Source organism: Vibrio sp. MM46 (assembly GCF_027587135.1).
In the GTDB taxonomy this organism is placed as follows: Bacteria; Pseudomonadota; Gammaproteobacteria; order Enterobacterales; family Vibrionaceae; genus Vibrio; species Vibrio harveyi.
On record NZ_JAPPTO010000011.1, the window covers coordinates 150,766 to 168,226 of the forward strand.

Genomic DNA, 17,461 nt, shown 5'->3' on the forward strand with positions numbered 1-17,461 from the left:
CCCGCCTCTAATTGCTAGGTTGGGGAGAAGTTAGATGACGTTCGTCTGGATGGTTAAAGTTGCTGAAGTTCGTCAACCAGCTCAGCCAAAGGTTTGGGATGCCCAATGCCATAACCTTGCCCATAGTCGACACCAAGCTCGATCAGCAGCTCTCTGACTTGGTCATTCTCAACAAATTCCGCCACCGTGACTTTGCCCATCTGCTTGGCTAAGTCGTTGATTGAACGCACCATCACGCGATCCATCTCGTTTACGTTGATATCTCGCACAAAAAGACCATCAATTTTCACGATATCGACTGGAAGCTGCTTTAAGTAGCCGAAAGAAGACAAGCCAGAACCAAAATCGTCCAATGCAATCAAACAGCCCAGCGTACGCACGCGAGTGAAGAAGCCGAGCGCTTGGTCGATATTGCTCATCGCTGCAGTTTCAGTAATTTCTAGACAGATCTTCTCACAAGGAATCGAGGACGACTGCAAACGCTCTAGCAGGAAGTCGATAAACTCTTGATTCCCCATCGACTGACCGGACAAGTTGATCGCGCAGCGACCGAGTTTTTCTACTATCTCTGGGCGAGCTTCAAACCACTCTAGGGTTTGGGTAATCACTTGTTTATCAATCCAGTGCGCGATGTTGTAGCGCTCAGAGGCTGGGATAAAAACACCAGGAGACAAGTAATTGCCCTGTGCATCACGAATACGTACCAGAATCTCAAAGCACAATGGTGAGCCTTCACCGCTTAAGTTAACAATGCGCTGAGCAAACAGTTCAAGACGCTTACTCGATAGCGCTTCGTGCACTAGATTAACGCTCTGCATTTCTAACTGGCGACGTTGCAGCTCTTCGTTATCTAAGCTGAATAGGTTATAGCGATTGCGCCCCTGCTCTTTGGCAACGTGACACGCCGAATCTGCTTGAGCATGGACCATTTGTGGCGTTTCGGCAGTGTGGTCAATGATACGAATGCCCACTGAGCAGCTCATAAACAGTTGCGTGTCTTCCCAACGGAAAAGCTGTTCGCTCAAGGTCGTGATGATCTGCTTGGCAACGTTAATTGCACCGTGCTCATCGCAATCTTTCAACAACACAGCAAATTCATCACCACCCATGCGCGCCAAGACTGCATTGTATGGCAGCACCTCTTCCAACATGCTGGCACAGAACTGAATAGCCGCATCACCCGCATCGTGACCCACGGTATCGTTAAGCACTTTGAGCTGGTCGAGATCGAGATACAACATTGCATGGACCCGACGGTGGCTTTCTACTTCTCGCAGTGCGGTTTGCAGCTCTAACTCGAAGTAGTTGCGGTTGTAGGTGTCAGTGAGTAAATCGTAACGTGCTTGATACTCTAGCTGTTTGGCGAGCTTCTTGGTCTCAGTGATGTCTTCACCTACGATCAGCAATTGGTCGGAATCTCTTAATGGGCGAATGTTTTCACGTACCCAAACACGGTGACCATCAGCATGGCGATATTCGATTTCGCGACGCCAAACGCCGTGCATCACTTGCTGCGGTTGTAATAACACTTGGCGCGGGATCAGTGCTTTTTCGTCCGAATAGAACTCACGTAGGCGATGCCCCAGCATATCCAACGGTTGATAACCCAAAAGCTGCTGAGCAAAACGGTTCACTTCCTGAATGCGGTTATTGTTATCTAACGTCACCATCATTACCGGTTGCTGCTCGTAGTAGTTACGCAAACTCGATTCACGTTGGTAGAGCTTGTCTTCCATCGCTTTACGGCTGGTGATGTCACGCGCTTCAAACAAGTATTGTTCTTGGTTTGCCACTTGCTGAGAAAACGGTTTGAGGGACACTTCCAGCACCATAGCGCCATGTTCTTTACTCCAGATCTCCGTTTCAAAAGTGGAGACTTGGCGATGGCTGGACTGGAAGTAATTGGCAAGTAACTGGCGTGCGTCTTCGCTCCAGTTTTTATGATGCCAAAGCGGACGATCGACACGCATATCCTGATGATTAAGTAACGATTGCAGACGATCGTTACCGGATTTAAGCAAACCATGTTGGTCGAGAATGCCCATGTACTGCATACTTTGGTCAAACACCGATTCCAAAATCGTCTGGCTCTCGCGAGCAATACTTTCGCTGCGACGAATGCGATGCAGGTAGTAACTAAGCAGCATAATCACGATGGTCATCGCCACCAGCACACTGCCAAACAGTTTAATTTCTCGGGCGTAACGTTCAGTAAATTCCACTGGCTTATTGAAGAACACCGACGAGGCTTCTTGTTCTGCGCCTAAACCCCAACGCACAACCGATTGATAGTCGAGTTTGATGTCCGATTCTGCACGCACAATCGCAGGCAAAGGTTGCTGTGGGTTATCCAGCACTTGCGCCAACAACTTCGCAGCTTCAAAACCTTGCCGATAGCCAGTTTGAATCACACCGCCAACCGCACCGTGCCCAAGTCCAATATCGTGCACCATGAACAGCGGCGCATTAGAGGCTTGGTTGATATCACGCCAGTCTTTATCGGTCGCGACGTTACCGTGGATATCGCGGTAGTAAGTCCAAAACAGCACTACGTTATCGATGTTCATTTGCGACACTTGCTGTTTTAAGTCATCTACTGTTTCCGGCACTAAATGAAGGATTTTGTCGCGATATGCTGAGTTACCATCAAGAAAGTCTTCGATCTGAGCACGAAGTGCCGCCCCAGTAACAGAATGGTCACTGACAATAAGGATTTGCTTGTGGGTCGGATGCAAACGCTCAATTAAGGCGAGGTTGGCGGACAGATCGACGTCTTCAATCACGCCCGTCGCCTTCAACCCTTGGTGCAGTGCAGGATGATAGTTATTGATACCACTGAAAATCACTGGTGTATCTTTGATAACCGAAGACAAACGCTGCATCAAAGCAAGTGCATTGTTATCGCTGACCACGATCGCGTCGAAATGCTCTTCGCTCAGTTTGGTACGGTAAAGTGACTCCAGCTGACTGAAGAAGTGCTGGCTTTGACTGCGTTTGGAATCGAGATACAACACGCGCGTATCAAGCTGTCGCCCCTCAAGCTGCTGGGTGAAACCACGCTGGATAGAATCCGTCCAGAAGAAACCTTGGTGGTAAGAGTGAACAACGAGGACTTTTTGCTCTTGCGCCGCAGCGACAGCACTGAACATGATCGCTATGCAAAACAGAAAAAATGGCACATCAACTCCATGACTTCAGAGCTACCTCGCGGTTATCCCTGCGTAAACCTTGTGAATCCTGTCCGCTGTGAGTATAAAATGAACTTTAAACCTCATACCCAACGGAAATAATTGTATGAATGCGAGCTTGCCTAAACTCGACGATCTCGATCGCGCTATTCTCAAAACTCTGATGGCAGATGCGCGTAAGCCTTACGCGGAAATGGCAAAACAGTTTAATGTCAGTCCAGCGACCATCCACGTTCGTATCGAGAAAATGAAAGCGGCAGACATCATCGAAGGTACTGAGGTAATCGTCAATACCAAAAAGCTAGGATATGACGTATGTTGCTTTATCGGCATCAACTTGAATGCCGCGCGCGACTATCATTCAGCGCTAGAAAAGCTCAATGCCCTCGATGAAGTGGTAGAAGCTTACTACACCACTGGCGCGTATAACATATTCGTCAAATTGATGTGCAAGTCGATTGAGGAGCTGCAATTTGTATTAATTGATAAGCTTCAAGCGATCGACGAAGTGCAATCCACCGAGACGCTGATTTCACTGCAAAACCCGATCAATCGCAGCGTAAATCCATAACGCTCTGAATCTGATACTAAAAGTTGAATCTATGAACAAAAAAATGGGCAGCCACTTGGCTGCCCATTTTCATTCTCAATCGAGATTACGCTGCGATACCAGAATGGCGCAGTAGCGCATCGATTTCTGGCTCACGACCACGGAAGCGCTTAAATAGCTCCATTGGTTCTTCACTGCCACCCATTTCTAGGATGTTGTTTAAGAAACTCAGACCGGTTTCTTTGTTGAAGATGCCTTCTTCTTCAAAGCGAGAGAACGCGTCTGAAGACAGCACTTCTGCCCATAGGTAGCTGTAGTAACCCGCGCTGTAACCACCCGCGAAGATGTGACCAAAGCTGTGTGAGAAACGCGCCCACTCTACCGCTGGTACAACTGCCACTTTCTCTTTCACTTCTGCCAAGGTTTCAAGCACACGAGCACCCACTTCTGGGTCGTATTCTGTGTGCAGAGTGAAGTCGAACAAGCCGAACTCTAGCTGACGTAGGATGCCCATCGCCGACTGGAAGTTCTTCGCTGCTAGCATTTTATCTAGCATCGCTTTTGGTAGCGGCTCGCCAGTCTCATAGTGACCAGAAATAAACGCCAGCGCGTCTTCTTCCCAACACCAGTTTTCTAGGAACTGACTTGGTAGCTCAACCGCATCCCAAGGTACACCGTTGATACCCGATACCGCGCCTGTTTCTACTTGCGTCAGCATGTGGTGGATACCGTGACCAAACTCGTGGAACAGAGTAACAACTTCATCGTGCGTAAACAGTGCAGGCTTGTCGCCCACAGGACGGTTGAAGTTACACGTTAGGTAAGCAACCGGTGTTTGTAGCTCGCCAGATAGCGTCACACGACGACCACGGCAATCGTCCATCCACGCACCGCCACGTTTGTGTTCGCGTGCGTATAGATCTAGATAGAAGCTGCCGCGCAGTGTGCCTTCGCCATCGAAGATATCGAAGAAACGCACGGATTCGTGCCAAGTATCCACGCCTTCACGCTCTGTCACTGTCATACCAAACACGCGGTTTAGCACTTCAAACAGACCACTTACTGCTTTTGATTCAGGGAAGTAAGGACGCAGTTCTTCATCCGAGATTTGGAACAAGTGCTGCTTTTGCTTCTCGCTGTAGTACGCAATGTCCCACACGTTTAGTTCGCTAACACCAAATTCTGCGTTAGCAAACTGGCGTAGCTCTTCGATTTCGCGCTCACCTTGTGGCTTCGCTTTGGTAGCCAAATCGTTCAAGAAGCCAAGAACTTGCGCTGGATTCTCTGCCATTTTGGTTGCCAGAGATTTCTCGCTGTAAGTGTTGAAACCCAACATACGAGAGATTTCATGACGCAGTTTTAGCTGCTCAGTGATGATTTCTGTGTTGTCCCACTTGCCTGCGTTTGGACCACGGTCAGAAGCGCGCGTTACGTACGCTTCGTACACTTCTTTACGTAGGTCTTGGTTATCACAGTACGTCATAACTGGTAGGTAAGATGGGATATCTAGCGTGATTAGGTAGCCATCGAGCTCTTTCGCTTCTGCTGCCGCTTTTGCCGCTGCGAGTGCAGATTCTGGCATACCCGCTAGGTCTTTTTCGTCGGCAACGTGCTTAGTCCAACCCATGGTTGCATCCAGCACGTTGTTGGAGAATTTTGAGCTCAGCTCAGACATGCGCTTGCTGATTTCGCCGTAGCGATGTTGCTCGTCTGATGGTAGACCGATGCCCGAAAGCTCGAAGTCGCGTAGTGAATCCGAAATGGTCTTCTGCTGTGCACGCGTTAGTGTCGCGTACTCTTCGCTGCCTTTGATCGCTTTGTACGCTTCGTAAAGACCTTTGTGCTGACCAACCCAAGTACCGTACTCAGACAGGATTGGTAGACAGCTTTCGTAAGCTTCGCGAAGTTCTTCGCTGTTCACTACTGAGTTCATGTGACCCACTGGTGACCAAATGCGGCTCAAGCGGTCATCCGCTTCTTCAATAGGCGCGATCACACTGGTCCAGCTTGGGTTTGCGTTGTCTTTTAGTACCCCGTCAATCTTGGCACGACAATCCGCAATCGCCTGCTCCACTGCAGGTTTAATGTGTTCTGGTTTGATTTGCGAAAACGGAGGAAGATCCGTAAACGTAAGAAGTGGATTAGACATGAATAATTCCTTTTGTGTTTTGGCTCTGTATTTGCCTATTCGCATTTGCAAAGCACCTGTTGGTGTTTGCAAAACAGTAGGCGAACTCAATGCACAGGCAAGCCGACAACATGGATGGGGGGATTTCCGTTCCCTTTCTCGATGCAGCAATGACCGAATGGGTCAAAGAGCGCTTACTCTGTCCTTGAGTCTTGTTATGCCTAAGTTCGGTTTGGCACTCTATTGGAGCGACGTAGTCCCACTTAGGTTCAATTTGTTTACTCATACTAAGTATGGGTGACTTAAAGAAATTTCAATAGCGAATCCCTATCACTGATACTGATTTGAATCGAAGTTCTACTTCTTCAAGTTACTTGAGTATAATACCGCCATATCGCGAAAATCACAGACCACACTCAGTCAAAGAGTGTTTCGAGAGTTTAATTTGTTAAGTTACCGCCACAGCTTCCACGCTGGCAACCATGCTGACGTGGTAAAACACATCGTTCAAAGCCTCATTCTTGATGCACTAAAGCAAAAAGATAAGCCGTTTGTTTATCACGATACCCACTCGGGTGTGGGACGCTACGATCTGACTCACGAATGGTCTGAGAAAACGGGCGAATACAAACAAGGCATCGCGCGCATTTGGGATAACTCAAACACCCCTGAAGAGATCGCAAGCTACATCGATTCAATCAAAACATTGAACAACGGTGAGAACCTGCGTTACTACCCAGGCTCACCGCGCGTTGCACGTGCGCAAATCCGCCCGCAAGACCGCATGGTTCTGACTGAGCTGCACCCAGCCGATCACCCACTACTAGAGCAAGAGTTCCATCGTGATCGCCAAGTGAGCATCTACAAAGAAGATGGCTTTAAGCGTCTAAAAGGCAGTCTGCCACCGCAAGAGCGTCGTGGTTTGGTGCTGATTGACCCACCATACGAGCTAGCGAAAGAGTACCGCGACGTCGTGCAAGCGATTTACCAAAGCCACAAACGTTGGGCAACGGGCATCTACGCGATTTGGTACCCAGTCGTAAACCGCCATGACATCGAAGACATGATTGAAGGTTTGGAAGGGCTTGGCATTCGCAAAATTCTGCAAATCGAATTGGGCGTATCTCCAGACACCAACGAGCGCGGCATGACGGCATCGGGCATGATCGTGATTAACCCACCGTGGAAACTGGAAAGCCAGATGAAAGAAATTCTGCCATTCCTGCAAGAAGCGATCGCGCCAGCAACGGGTCACTGGAAAGTCGACTGGATCGTTCCAGAATAAAAAACACTGAATTTCAGAATCTTAAAGCGCAACGATGACCTCGTTGCGCTTTTTTTATTTATTTTCCAAAAAATTTTCGTCTTCGCTTCGTCTTTTCTTTTTTGCCTGCGTCTTAGGGATGTAAACAAGCTAAAACATAGAGAGAAATGACCATGCTTAAAGTTATCAGTTTTAAAATTTGCCCATTTGTTCAACGCGTAACCGCGGCACTAGAAGCAAAACAGATCCCTTACGAGATTGAATACATCAACCTAAAAGACAAGCCACAATGGTTCCTAGACATCTCACCAAACGGTCAAGTGCCTGTGATGGTGACAGAATCTGGCACGGCACTGTTTGAGTCTGATGCGATCATCGAATACATCGAAGACGAATACGGTCCGTTAGAGCAAGGCGTGACAAACGAACAACGCGCCCTAGACCGAGCTTGGAGCTACCTAGGTTCTAAACACTACTTGGCACAATGCGGCACGATGAGCAGCAAAGACCAAGCAACCTTTGAAGAACGTGCAGAGAAACTGAGCAAAGCGTTCCAAAAAGCAGAAAACCAGCTGTCTGGTGAAACCAAGTTCTTTAAATCCGATGAACTAAGCAATGTAGACGTGGCTTGGTTGCCGCTTCTGCATCGCGCTGCCATCGTCAAAGCGCACTCTGGTTACGACTTCTTCTGTGGTCTGCCAAAAATGCAGGCGTGGCAAAAGCACATCTTAGAATCAGGATTAGTAGAGAAGACGGTATCGGAAGACTTCGTGCAGCTGTTTAGCGATTTCTACCTAACCAACACTTATCTTGCGGATGGTAAAGACGTGCAAGCCCAGTCAGGCTGTGGCACATCAAGCTGCTGCGGTTAATGGTTTTCCCCTCCCCTAAGCATGAAAAACACTAAGCGGAATAGCGCCTTATTCCGCTTTGCTATCCTTTCATCGCTATTTGTCATAAGCAATGTCACTTTTTCCCATTTAGGAAATTGCTAGACTCGATTTATGATAGGGACATGGAAATAACAACAATTCCGTTGGGCTGTTGAGTTCATCACCCACCACCCCAATGTAGTTGTTGTCAGACAAAATTAATAAGCTCTTGGAGAAAGTAATGGCGACTCATTTTGATTATATCTGTATCGGCGGCGGCAGCGGCGGTATCGCATCAGCAAACCGTGCGGCAATGTACGGTGCTAAAGTAGCGCTTATCGAAGCTCAAGACCTTGGCGGTACCTGTGTAAACGTTGGTTGTGTGCCTAAAAAAGTAATGTGGCACGGCGCACAAGTTGCAGAAGCAATGAACCTGTACGCAGAAGACTACGGCTTCGATGTAGATGTAAAAGGTTTCGACTGGAGCAAACTGGTTGAGAGTCGTCAGGCTTACATTGGTCGTATCCACCAATCTTACGACCGCGTTCTTGGCAACAACAAAGTAAACGTTATCAAAGGCTTTGCTAAGTTTGTTGACGAGAAAACGGTTGAAGTAAACGGTGAACACTACACAGCGGATCACATCCTGATCGCAGTAGGTGGTCGTCCAACGATTCCAAACATCCCAGGCGCAGAATACGGCATCGATTCAAACGGCTTCTTCGAGCTTGCTGAACAACCAAAACGCGTTGCAGTGATCGGTGCAGGTTACATCGCGGTAGAAATCGCTGGCGTGCTGCATGCACTTGGCACAGAAACGCACCTATTCGTTCGTAAAGAATCACCACTTCGTAGCTTCGATCCAATGATCATCGAAACACTAGTAGAAGTAATGGACGCAGAAGGTCCAACGCTGCACACCCACTCTGTGCCAAAAGAAGTAGTAAAAGAAGCAGACGGCAGCCTAACTCTGCACCTAGAAAACGGTGAGAGCCAAAACGTTGATACCCTAATCTGGGCAATCGGTCGTCACCCAGCAACTGACGCTATCAACCTAGCATCAACTGGCGTTGCAACGAACGATCGTGGCTACATCAAGGTAGACGAATACCAAGAAACCAACGTGAAAGGCATCTACTGTGTAGGTGACATCATGGAAGGTGGTATCGAGCTAACACCAGTGGCTGTTAAAGCGGGTCGTCAACTTTCTGAGCGTCTGTTCAACAACAAACCAAACGCGAAGATGGACTACGATCTTGTTCCTACTGTGGTATTTAGCCACCCACCAATCGGCACTATCGGTCTAACGACTCAAGAAGCAGAAGAGAAGTACGGCAAAGACAACATCAAAGTCTACACGTCTGGCTTTACTGCGATGTACACAGCGGTTACTAAGCACCGTCAACCATGTAAGATGAAGCTAGTATGTGCTGGCGAAGAAGAAACGGTTGTTGGTCTACACGGCATCGGCTTCACCGTTGATGAAATGATTCAAGGCTTCGGCGTAGCAATGAAGATGGGCGCAACCAAAGCAGACTTCGACTCTGTTGTGGCTATCCACCCAACAGGCTCTGAAGAGTTCGTTACCATGAGGGGTTAGTGTAGGAAAAGCATCTTGCACACGTAAACAAATCTGGAAAATAATCAATCACTGTCCATACTGTATACATGGACGGTGATATTTTTCAGGATGATTTATGACATACCTTGTACACTCCAGCGATGTTTTCAAAGAGACTGAGCTACAAAAACTGGATAATGGTACATTCCATTGCCTCCCCTCCAATGACAATATCGGTTCGCTGCCAACCCTCTTTTCGCAAGATGGTGTATTCAATCACGAAGCCAACAGCTACCTGTTTTATCTCAAGGCAGTAAAGAAGGCAGAAGACCTATCTCCCTGCGCACAGGCACTGCGTGCCTATTACCAATTTCTTGAGGACAAGGGACTACGCTGGGATAAATTCCCGCCAGTCAAACGGCTCAAACCAACTTACCTGTACCGCTCTCACCTGCTCAAGCAAATAAAGCAAGGCGAGCTTGCACACAGCACTGCCAGTGTTCGTATGAACCAAATCGTCAATTACTATAAGTGGCTACTGCATGATGGTTACCTACGCGTAAAGAATGAGAAGGAAGCTCCATTCAAAATGGAGTTTGTCTCTGTTCAGAACAGTGGGATGCTTGCCCACATATCCCCAACTTTCATTGTTGAGACCAGTGATTTACGCATAAAGGTTCCGAGGGATGCAGATAGTAAAAACATCAGGCCACTATCCCCATTAAGCCTTGATGCTCTTGGTATTTTAACTCAACACCTTCCACAAACTTCTGAAGAGTTGCGCCTACAAGCCTTGCTTGCAATTGATACAGGAATGCGGGTTGAAGAAGTGGCAACCCTAACTCTAGATGCGCTAGACACTGCAACCCCGCTTGCTGAGAGCGAGCATCGCTTTGAAATTCTGTTATGCCCCCGCTCTACTGGCGTACAAACCAAGTTCTTAAAAACTCGGACTGTCGAGATTTCATCGGATTTGATCCAATCGTTGAATGAGTATCGAATTTCAGAACGCCGCCTTAAGCGTGTTACTAGGCTTAACGAGAAAATAGAACAATTACACAGCGATGCTGTCAGCTTCACCCAGAAGACCATTGAAATACTAGAGCGTTGTGATCGTCACGAACCACTTTTTGTTAGCCAACAAGGCAACCCTGCTACGGGTAAATCCATTGAAGCTCGGTGGGTTGAGTTCAGAGCCGAAATAAAAAAAACAGATCCTTCATTCACTCATCGTTTCCACGATTTACGCGCCACCTACGGCACATATCGCCTGAATGACTTGCTAGAAGCTCAATTGCCCATTGTCGATTGTATGGAGCTTCTGATGGGGTGGATGGGGCATAAAGATGAAAGTACCACTTGGAAGTATCTACGCTTCTTGAAACGCAAGGACGCCTTCAAGATGAAATTCGGCATCCTTGATAGCATCATGCACGAAGCGCTAGGAGGTGAAGGTGAATAATATTTCTTATCTAAGCGGTTGGGATCCTGAGCTTTGTATTCGCCTTGAAACAAATAATAAAAACAACGCTGACTTTAATCGCTTTTTGGCTAAAGGGTTTCCATCCACTAACCAATTAATACAAAGTGGCCAATTTGAAGCTGTGGACCGAAAAGGGTTTATCCTTCAGTTAAAAGAGCGGTTTGAGGAAACCATTAAAGAAGGAGGAAGCCCTAATACGCTCTATACCATCTTCAATGACACCTCTCTATATCTTCGATGGTGTGATAAGCAAAGCGTTTCAGCTTTTACTCAAAGCTCATTAGAAGGCTATATGAGCTACCTACAAACCAAGGTTATGCTAGGGAAAATGAAGGGGACTACTTATACTCAAAAACGTAGCAGCATGGCCACAATATTTATTCAACACCTTGAATTACCAAATAGTTATTTTGAAAGCGTGGTGGTTTTCGACAACAATGACAAGGAATCTTTTGAAGCCTATACCCGCAGTGATTTATATCAACTCCTTCCTTTTTTAAGGCAACTATTTAAGCAGTGCTATGACCAGTTCATAGAAGACCCCGACAAGCACTTCAATACTTCACGTAGCAAACCAACCATGACATTTAAATGGAAAGGTGGGGAATATAATCTCTGTGGCGGCATCTCGAAAATGATGTGTGCGGCAACTTATTTGTTAGCTTATTACACATACACCAACTCAGAAAATTTATTCAAGCTAAAGCAACCCAATAATGTTTCAATGGCAATGGGTGAAGTATGGTACACCATGCCAGCTTATAAGCGCCGAGCATTTAAGACCATTCAGGTTGAAATGGGAGGCCATGAGTTAGGCATTCCAAAATATGCATTAGACTTTTTCGATAAATTGCTTAATGCATCAAAAATAATCAGCACAAATGAGAGTGCTACCCTCCTTCAAACTGTTGCCTTTAAGCAAGTACAACCAATAAAAAATACAACACTGCAAGACTTCTTGAGAAAATGGGTTGAAAAGCACTTTACCTTCACCGACCAACAAGCACGAAAACTTCGCCCTGTTATTAGTCGTTTTCGTGAAACAGGCTCTCAGTTGACCGCTTATCATCAAGGTGAAATGGTTAACGATATCATGCTAAACAATACACCCACCACTCGAAAACAACATTACAGTCAAGGTAATAAGCTGACAAATAACGGCATGATGCAGGATGTAATGTCGATTAGGGAGGAGCAAATTAAAAGTGGAGTCAATACCAAGCAAGCACAAGAAAATTTGGATATCGATGTTCTGGTGATTGAAGCTGAAAATAAAGTCAACCTTCCTGAGATAAGCAGAACGCCTAGTGGGGGGAGTTGTGCTTCCCCATTCGGAGAGAAATCAGAAAAGTACACAAGAAAAGCTAAAAAGAAAGGGCTTGCCAAAGAGGGAGAGCGATTGGCTTGTGCTGACCTTCTAGATTGCTTTGGCTGCCCTAGCCAAGTTGTTGTGCAATCTACCTCGGACATTTGGTGCTTGCTCTCATTTAAAGCCTGCATCGAAGAGTCGTTGTATCTCCACTTAGATGCCAGTCACTACCGAAAAAACTTTGAATATGTCGTGAAGTTTATAGAAGAAAACATACTCCCTCAAATCAGTAAACGAATACTTAAGCAAGCAGAAACCAAGCTAGACGATGATGGCTATCACCCTATTTGGGATGATAGTGAGTCTATTTTACAGCTAATCTCTAAGACAGCGAATGAGGTGTACTAATGGATACATCTAAACTCTATTTACCCGACTTTCCAGAAGAGCACAAGGTCAAAGATGTTGATGTGGTCACACTGTACCATGAGAGGCGGTTTGAAGAGCTAGATAAGATTGTTATCTGTAAGGATAAAGAAGGAAATGTCACTGCTACCTTTGGTCAAAGTGACTGGAACTGCTTACCTTTTTCTCGGAGAAAAGAATGTAATAATTTAAATTTTGAGGGGCTAGATGGTCACCCTATGCTGCAACGAGAACTAAAGCTGATAACGTTTGGTTGGCTATTTAATAAAAGCCCGAAAAAGAAAAAAGCCGCTAATTTCAGCAGTATTTATTCTCGGTTGTACAGTATTAGTAAGACTTATCTATTCTTAGCAGAAAACAACCATCAGTCACTAAGAGCTCTCTCATCTGTCTCGGTATGGACAAGATTTAAAAACGCTCTACAAGACAATGACTACGCGCAAAGCACGATTATGAGCGCATTTATTGCCATTAACGCAGCAATAAATTATGGCTCATGGCACAAGTTGGAGTTAGGTATCACACCGAGAAGATCAAAAAAAGAAGCTGAGCTATTTAATAATAAAGAAAAACAACAAACTCTTGTAATTCCAGAGCGACTTTGCAATGCCATTTACGCAAAATCAATCTCCTTAGTCGAAAGTGCTTATGCTTACAGACAGCTGATTGCAGATACCGAAAACGCCTTGCAAGAAAACTACCTTGAGGGAAAGCGCATAGTGGATGACAAGATAGCACAAGGTCAAACTTTTTATTTTATGAATAAGGATGGCAGCCTTGACCGCAGTAAATACTTAAAAGCAATCCCTGATAATCAACCACAGAAAGCTCAGACGATTATTGCACCCTTGGCCAAAATGCTACCAAATATTCCTCTTAAAAATGGAAGTGATTTTAGACGCTATTTAGGACACTTAACGAATGCTAGCTACATTGTTTGCGGTGGGTTTAGCGGTATGCGTGATTCAGAGCTTGATAAATTAACCCCCAACAGTTACTACAAAGATTCGTTTGAGGGGCGCGATTTTCACATGCTGCAATCACACACCTTCAAACTAGGTGAAAAGCGAGAAACGTGGGTCACAGCTTCCTCATCCAAAGTAGCCATAGAGCTAATGTCTACACTGACAGAGCGATGGCGAGAGAAGGTTGAATATCCTGATGAGAAATATAGAAACTCCCTATGGGTGAATCAAGGAGCTCGTTCTAAAGCCCCCAAACTCATCATTGATTGGAATGACCGATTGAAGCGTTTTTGTGATCATTTTGATTTCATTGTGACAAAAGAGGAATATCAAGAGTGCCTTGAGTCCAATCCACGTTCATTTGAACGCGTAAAGAAAAGTGTAGCAGTTGATAAGCCATGGCCGATGTCAACTCACCAATTTAGGCGCACCCTCGCTTTTTATTGTGTTAAGAATCGTTTAGGAACACTGGTTGCACTTAAGCAGCAATTTAAACACCTCTATCTCTCGATGACGGAATGGTACACCAACGGGGGCAAGCTAGCGAGCCTACGAGATTTAAAGGTCGACCCTAAAATACAGCAAGCACTCGAAGATGTTAATGCTGAAACCACCGCCAATAAAATCTTTAAACAATGGCACTCAGATGAAACGCTATCAGGCACTCATGGCAAAGCGATCATGAAAATTCGAGGAGATGTGCCGACCATTTATAGTTCATGGGATGTTATCTACAAGGCAGTAAAGGATGGTAAGTTGACACTACATGGTTCAATGCACAGCTATTGTAAATCTGGTTATGACTGCGATATGGATGGGGTAGTTGCACCACAATTCTGCATTGAATGTGGTTCTGGCAGTAGCATTATTGATGAACAGCAAGCGAAGTGGTGGCAGAAAAAACACCGTAGCTTGGTTGCTTACATAGAATCTGGTGAAGATATTTCGGTAAGTGAACATAGCCACTATCTAACTCAAATAAGAGCCGCAGAAAAAGTCATGGCTGACTTTGATATGCCCTTTACTCCTTTTGAACCTGATTTGAAGGTAGCTAACTTATGAGCAAGAGCGAAAACACACTATTAGTATTAGAGGCAGCTCTAGAGCGCATTAAACAGGGAAAACCTAAACGTATTCCCGCTCACCGTAAACTTAGTGTGAGAGCGGTTGAGGAAGAGGCAAATCTAGGTAACGGCAGTGGCTATTACTACCCTGAGATTGTAGAAAAGGTTAAACAAACCAAAGCTGATATTGCAGAAAGCAAAGGTGAAATCGTCCAACCTGAGATCCAGACTGTACGCTCCAAGCTCAAAGAACAAAAGCGCATCAAGGATAACTACAAAGCCAAGTACGAAGCAGAACGAGAAAAACTAGCCCTGTTTGCGGCTGCACAGCACCACTTGAATGATAAGTTAATTCAAGCATTAGCCCGTGTGGATGCTTTGGAGTATGAGAAGGCTGAACTATGCGAAGAGATTGCTAGAATTAAAAGAAGTAATATCACAGCCATACACAATAAATAGTACACATATAGACAAACGCTCGGTTCGAGCGTTTGTTTATAGCAACATACAATATGTAAAAACCTACTTGCTAATTTTTCGCAGTGACTTAGGTAAAAACATATCTATCTCCTCATCACTAAACGTCAGTTCTTCATTGTTTTTAAGCGCTTTAGATGCTTTTTGATAGGCATCTCCAACATTGGTAGAAGGTGAGCCTTTATAGAGTTTATTTAGCTTCTCTTGTAATGAGTCTCTAATTTGACGAACCTCATCATCAGAAATCACCCCTGAATGCATATCTGTAATTAGGGAAAGGTATGATTCACGTATGTTCCAAAGAGAACTCGCTGCACCTAAGTGTTGCTGAGAAAGACCGCCCAGATCATATTTCTTTACATATGCATTAATAATGGTTAACAACAACGAGATGACTGCTGATGCATATCCAACCATAGTGTTGTTCCCAAAAACTGCGGCAAAAATACCTGTTGTAGTAATCGCTGAAAGAATAATCTGAGCAAGCTTTATTGCGTTATTTTTGTCATCCAGGATATCTTTACACTTTTCATGTATTTTATGAGTCCACACTACACGTCCATAACACTCTCGAATCTGATCTAAAAGAACTTGATTTATTTGTGACATACCAACCTCAAATGTGATTACCTCTACCCTCAGGCTATTGGAACCAAAATGCGATCACGGGCAACAACTTTCTTATTCTGAATCGCATAGCATTCAACATAATGATCACCCTCGAATGAGGTTGATTCTGTTCGACTTAAACTACCATCATCATCAGTGATTTCTCCTCTTAGACAACCTTGTTTAAGAGCTTGTTCTCCCTCATTCTTAACCTTCCACTTCAGTTCAAAAGGATCAGGGATATTATGATAATCAACATGAAAGTTCAGATTAAAGCCTTTGTTCAAAGGAGAGTCTGAGCCAAGTAGCCTAGACAGTTTATGTGTAATCGTATCCTTTCTCACATCGCATTCTATTGAAATTTCATACTTAAGCTCAGAGTCTGGATAGGTATGTTCAATAAATTGTTCCCCCTTAGCCGCAGGAAGGTTTTCATTTACTGAGTGGCTAGGGAATGGTTTTCCATACACTTTTTTCCATTCTTTCCGCATTTCAGTTTCTGATGATGCCTGCATAGCAATTTCACACATTTCTCGCGCAGCTTTTGCTACTCGATGGAAAGGTTTTTTTACTGGAACTTTAGACATGCTACCGAAAGCTCTGTAGTAGTCAGGCGTTCCTTCCTTTTCCAAAAATGAAAAAAAATCTAGCGACAACTGATCATAACTTGCATAACTCTTCTCATCAAAATCAGAGTTGTTTTTAAAAAACTTATAACAAAGAGTATCAATCAAAAAGCCACTCATTGAAACATCATTTCGTTCTTTCCAAGCTCGTACCATCTTAGATAAGCGACGAAGGTGCCCTTTACGTAGAGTGTTAAGCTCCCGAAATGCCAAAAGTTCTGCGTCTGCATTGCATTTTGGCCAAGAACCACCTTTATTAGAGTCTGGATATTTATACCGTCCATCGTCTTGACGAAAAACAGGGCAGATTTCAAATTTAGCCTTATCTTTGAAAGTAACGACAACGACCTGCCCATCACCTCTAACTTCTGTTTTTTTGTAGACCTCGCGTATAGCGCCACGAACTACTTGCAAAAGATACGATGGATTGTGTTCAAAACGTTTCCAATCATCACTGTGAAGCTCATAAAGCATATCTAAATCAGAAATCCCATGAATTCCACTTTTTCGACCGTAAGAACCAACTTGTTTTGAATAAGAAGTTTTGGAGTCATTACCGCGAAACTTAAGGTTTAGAGCACGGGTTATACTTCGATATCGCTTTCCTATCTGCCCTCTATTTTTAATTTGTAGGTTATTTAGCAAAGTTTTAAAATCTGTTGAGACAGTCATACAAGCTCCATAAATAAATCCCTAACAAATCTATGGGGATGATATGCTCAAAAACAAGGTAAACAAGCCAGAAATACTCAACTTAATGAGTATAATTTAGGTTAAAGGATGTGTGTGACATTCTGAAAAATGATACTGTTAATACTCAATTTTTGGGCAGAACAACAAGAAAATATTGTTTTTCTGGAAAACACTGAAAAGCCTTATCACACATAACTTTCCAGATTTAGTTCAGAAACCACTTGTGTTGGTATCTTACAACGATGC

12 protein-coding genes are annotated in these 17,461 nt (G+C 44.8%); 8 read left to right on the forward strand and 4 right to left on the reverse strand.

The genetic code is table 11. The features are described from left to right. Window positions 1-53: 53 nt before the first annotated feature. Window positions 54-3,179 carry an EAL domain-containing protein gene (locus tag OH459_RS14310; RefSeq protein WP_269987317.1) on the reverse strand — a complete coding sequence of 1,042 codons (3,126 nt, stop codon included), beginning with the start codon at window positions 3,177-3,179 and terminating at the stop codon, window positions 54-56. 115 nt (window positions 3,180-3,294) lie between these two features. Here OH459_RS14310 and asnC point away from each other — a divergent pair, with 115 nt between their 5' ends. Beyond that, entirely contained in the window at window positions 3,295-3,759 is a 465-nt protein-coding gene (asnC, locus tag OH459_RS14315; RefSeq protein ID WP_005430014.1) for a transcriptional regulator AsnC, read from the forward strand. An 85-nt stretch (window positions 3,760-3,844) separates the two neighbouring features. Here the strand turns inward: asnC and prlC are convergent, their stop codons facing one another. Further along, window positions 3,845-5,887 (reverse strand): oligopeptidase A, encoded by a 2,043-nt coding sequence (gene prlC / locus OH459_RS14320; protein ID WP_258455663.1) that lies wholly within the window; start codon window positions 5,885-5,887, stop codon window positions 3,845-3,847. 424 nt (window positions 5,888-6,311) lie between these two features. Here prlC and OH459_RS14325 point away from each other — a divergent pair, with 424 nt between their 5' ends. The 7 genes from OH459_RS14325 (at window position 6,312) to OH459_RS14355 (ending at window position 15,269) form a co-directional block, all read left to right on the forward strand. Then, window positions 6,312-7,151: a 23S rRNA (adenine(2030)-N(6))-methyltransferase RlmJ gene (locus OH459_RS14325; protein WP_269987318.1), complete on the forward strand. Its 840-nt coding sequence runs from the start codon at window positions 6,312-6,314 to the stop codon at window positions 7,149-7,151. A gap of 146 nt (window positions 7,152-7,297) precedes the next feature. Continuing rightward, the gene (locus tag OH459_RS14330; protein ID WP_269987319.1) at window positions 7,298-8,002 is read left to right on the forward strand and encodes a glutathione S-transferase family protein; all 705 of its coding nucleotides are present in this window, start codon (window positions 7,298-7,300) and stop codon (window positions 8,000-8,002) included. Window positions 8,003-8,243: 241 nt separating this feature from the next. Next, window positions 8,244-9,602, forward strand: coding sequence for a glutathione-disulfide reductase (gene gorA / locus OH459_RS14335; protein ID WP_269987320.1), 1,359 nt, complete (start codon window positions 8,244-8,246; stop codon window positions 9,600-9,602). Window positions 9,603-9,699: 97 nt separating this feature from the next. Continuing rightward, window positions 9,700-11,025, forward strand: a complete 1,326-nt coding sequence (locus OH459_RS14340; RefSeq protein WP_269987321.1) for a tyrosine-type recombinase/integrase — start codon at window positions 9,700-9,702, stop codon at window positions 11,023-11,025. Then, window positions 11,018-12,763, forward strand: a complete 1,746-nt coding sequence (locus tag OH459_RS14345) for a hypothetical protein (protein WP_269987322.1) — start codon at window positions 11,018-11,020, stop codon at window positions 12,761-12,763. Before OH459_RS14340 ends, OH459_RS14345 begins: the two co-directional genes overlap by 8 nt. Next, window positions 12,763-14,808: a hypothetical protein gene (locus tag OH459_RS14350; RefSeq protein WP_269987323.1), complete on the forward strand. Its 2,046-nt coding sequence runs from the start codon at window positions 12,763-12,765 to the stop codon at window positions 14,806-14,808. Before OH459_RS14345 ends, OH459_RS14350 begins: the two co-directional genes overlap by 1 nt. Next, window positions 14,805-15,269, forward strand: coding sequence for a hypothetical protein (locus OH459_RS14355; protein WP_058667310.1), 465 nt, complete (start codon window positions 14,805-14,807; stop codon window positions 15,267-15,269). The genes OH459_RS14350 and OH459_RS14355 overlap by 4 nt, the downstream gene beginning before the upstream one ends. 63 nt (window positions 15,270-15,332) lie before the next feature. Here the strand turns inward: OH459_RS14355 and OH459_RS14360 are convergent, their stop codons facing one another. Both OH459_RS14360 and OH459_RS14365 read right to left on the reverse strand, forming a co-directional pair. Further along, window positions 15,333-15,896 (reverse strand): SLATT domain-containing protein, encoded by a 564-nt coding sequence (locus OH459_RS14360; RefSeq protein WP_194566405.1) that lies wholly within the window; start codon window positions 15,894-15,896, stop codon window positions 15,333-15,335. A gap of 29 nt (window positions 15,897-15,925) precedes the next feature. After that, complete coding sequence (locus OH459_RS14365; protein ID WP_269987324.1) at window positions 15,926-17,194, reverse strand: SMODS domain-containing nucleotidyltransferase; 1,269 nt, start codon at window positions 17,192-17,194, stop codon at window positions 15,926-15,928. Window positions 17,195-17,461: the final 267 nt, after the last annotated feature.

What these genes read in the sequence shown, in the direction of transcription:
- OH459_RS14360 (WP_194566405.1), bottom strand. Translation starts at nt 15,896, where the DNA reads ATGTCACAAATAAATCAAGTTCTTTTAGATCAGATTCGAGAGTGTTAT.
- asnC (WP_005430014.1), top strand. Translation starts at nt 3,295, where the DNA reads ATGAATGCGAGCTTGCCTAAACTCGACGATCTCGATCGCGCTATTCTC.
- OH459_RS14365 (WP_269987324.1), bottom strand. Translation starts at nt 17,194, where the DNA reads ATGACTGTCTCAACAGATTTTAAAACTTTGCTAAATAACCTACAAATT.
- OH459_RS14355 (WP_058667310.1), top strand. Translation starts at nt 14,805, where the DNA reads ATGAGCAAGAGCGAAAACACACTATTAGTATTAGAGGCAGCTCTAGAG.
- gorA (WP_269987320.1), top strand. Translation starts at nt 8,244, where the DNA reads ATGGCGACTCATTTTGATTATATCTGTATCGGCGGCGGCAGCGGCGGT.
- OH459_RS14350 (WP_269987323.1), top strand. Translation starts at nt 12,763, where the DNA reads ATGGATACATCTAAACTCTATTTACCCGACTTTCCAGAAGAGCACAAG.
- prlC (WP_258455663.1), bottom strand. Translation starts at nt 5,887, where the DNA reads ATGTCTAATCCACTTCTTACGTTTACGGATCTTCCTCCGTTTTCGCAA.
- OH459_RS14330 (WP_269987319.1), top strand. Translation starts at nt 7,298, where the DNA reads ATGACCATGCTTAAAGTTATCAGTTTTAAAATTTGCCCATTTGTTCAA.
- OH459_RS14340 (WP_269987321.1), top strand. Translation starts at nt 9,700, where the DNA reads ATGACATACCTTGTACACTCCAGCGATGTTTTCAAAGAGACTGAGCTA.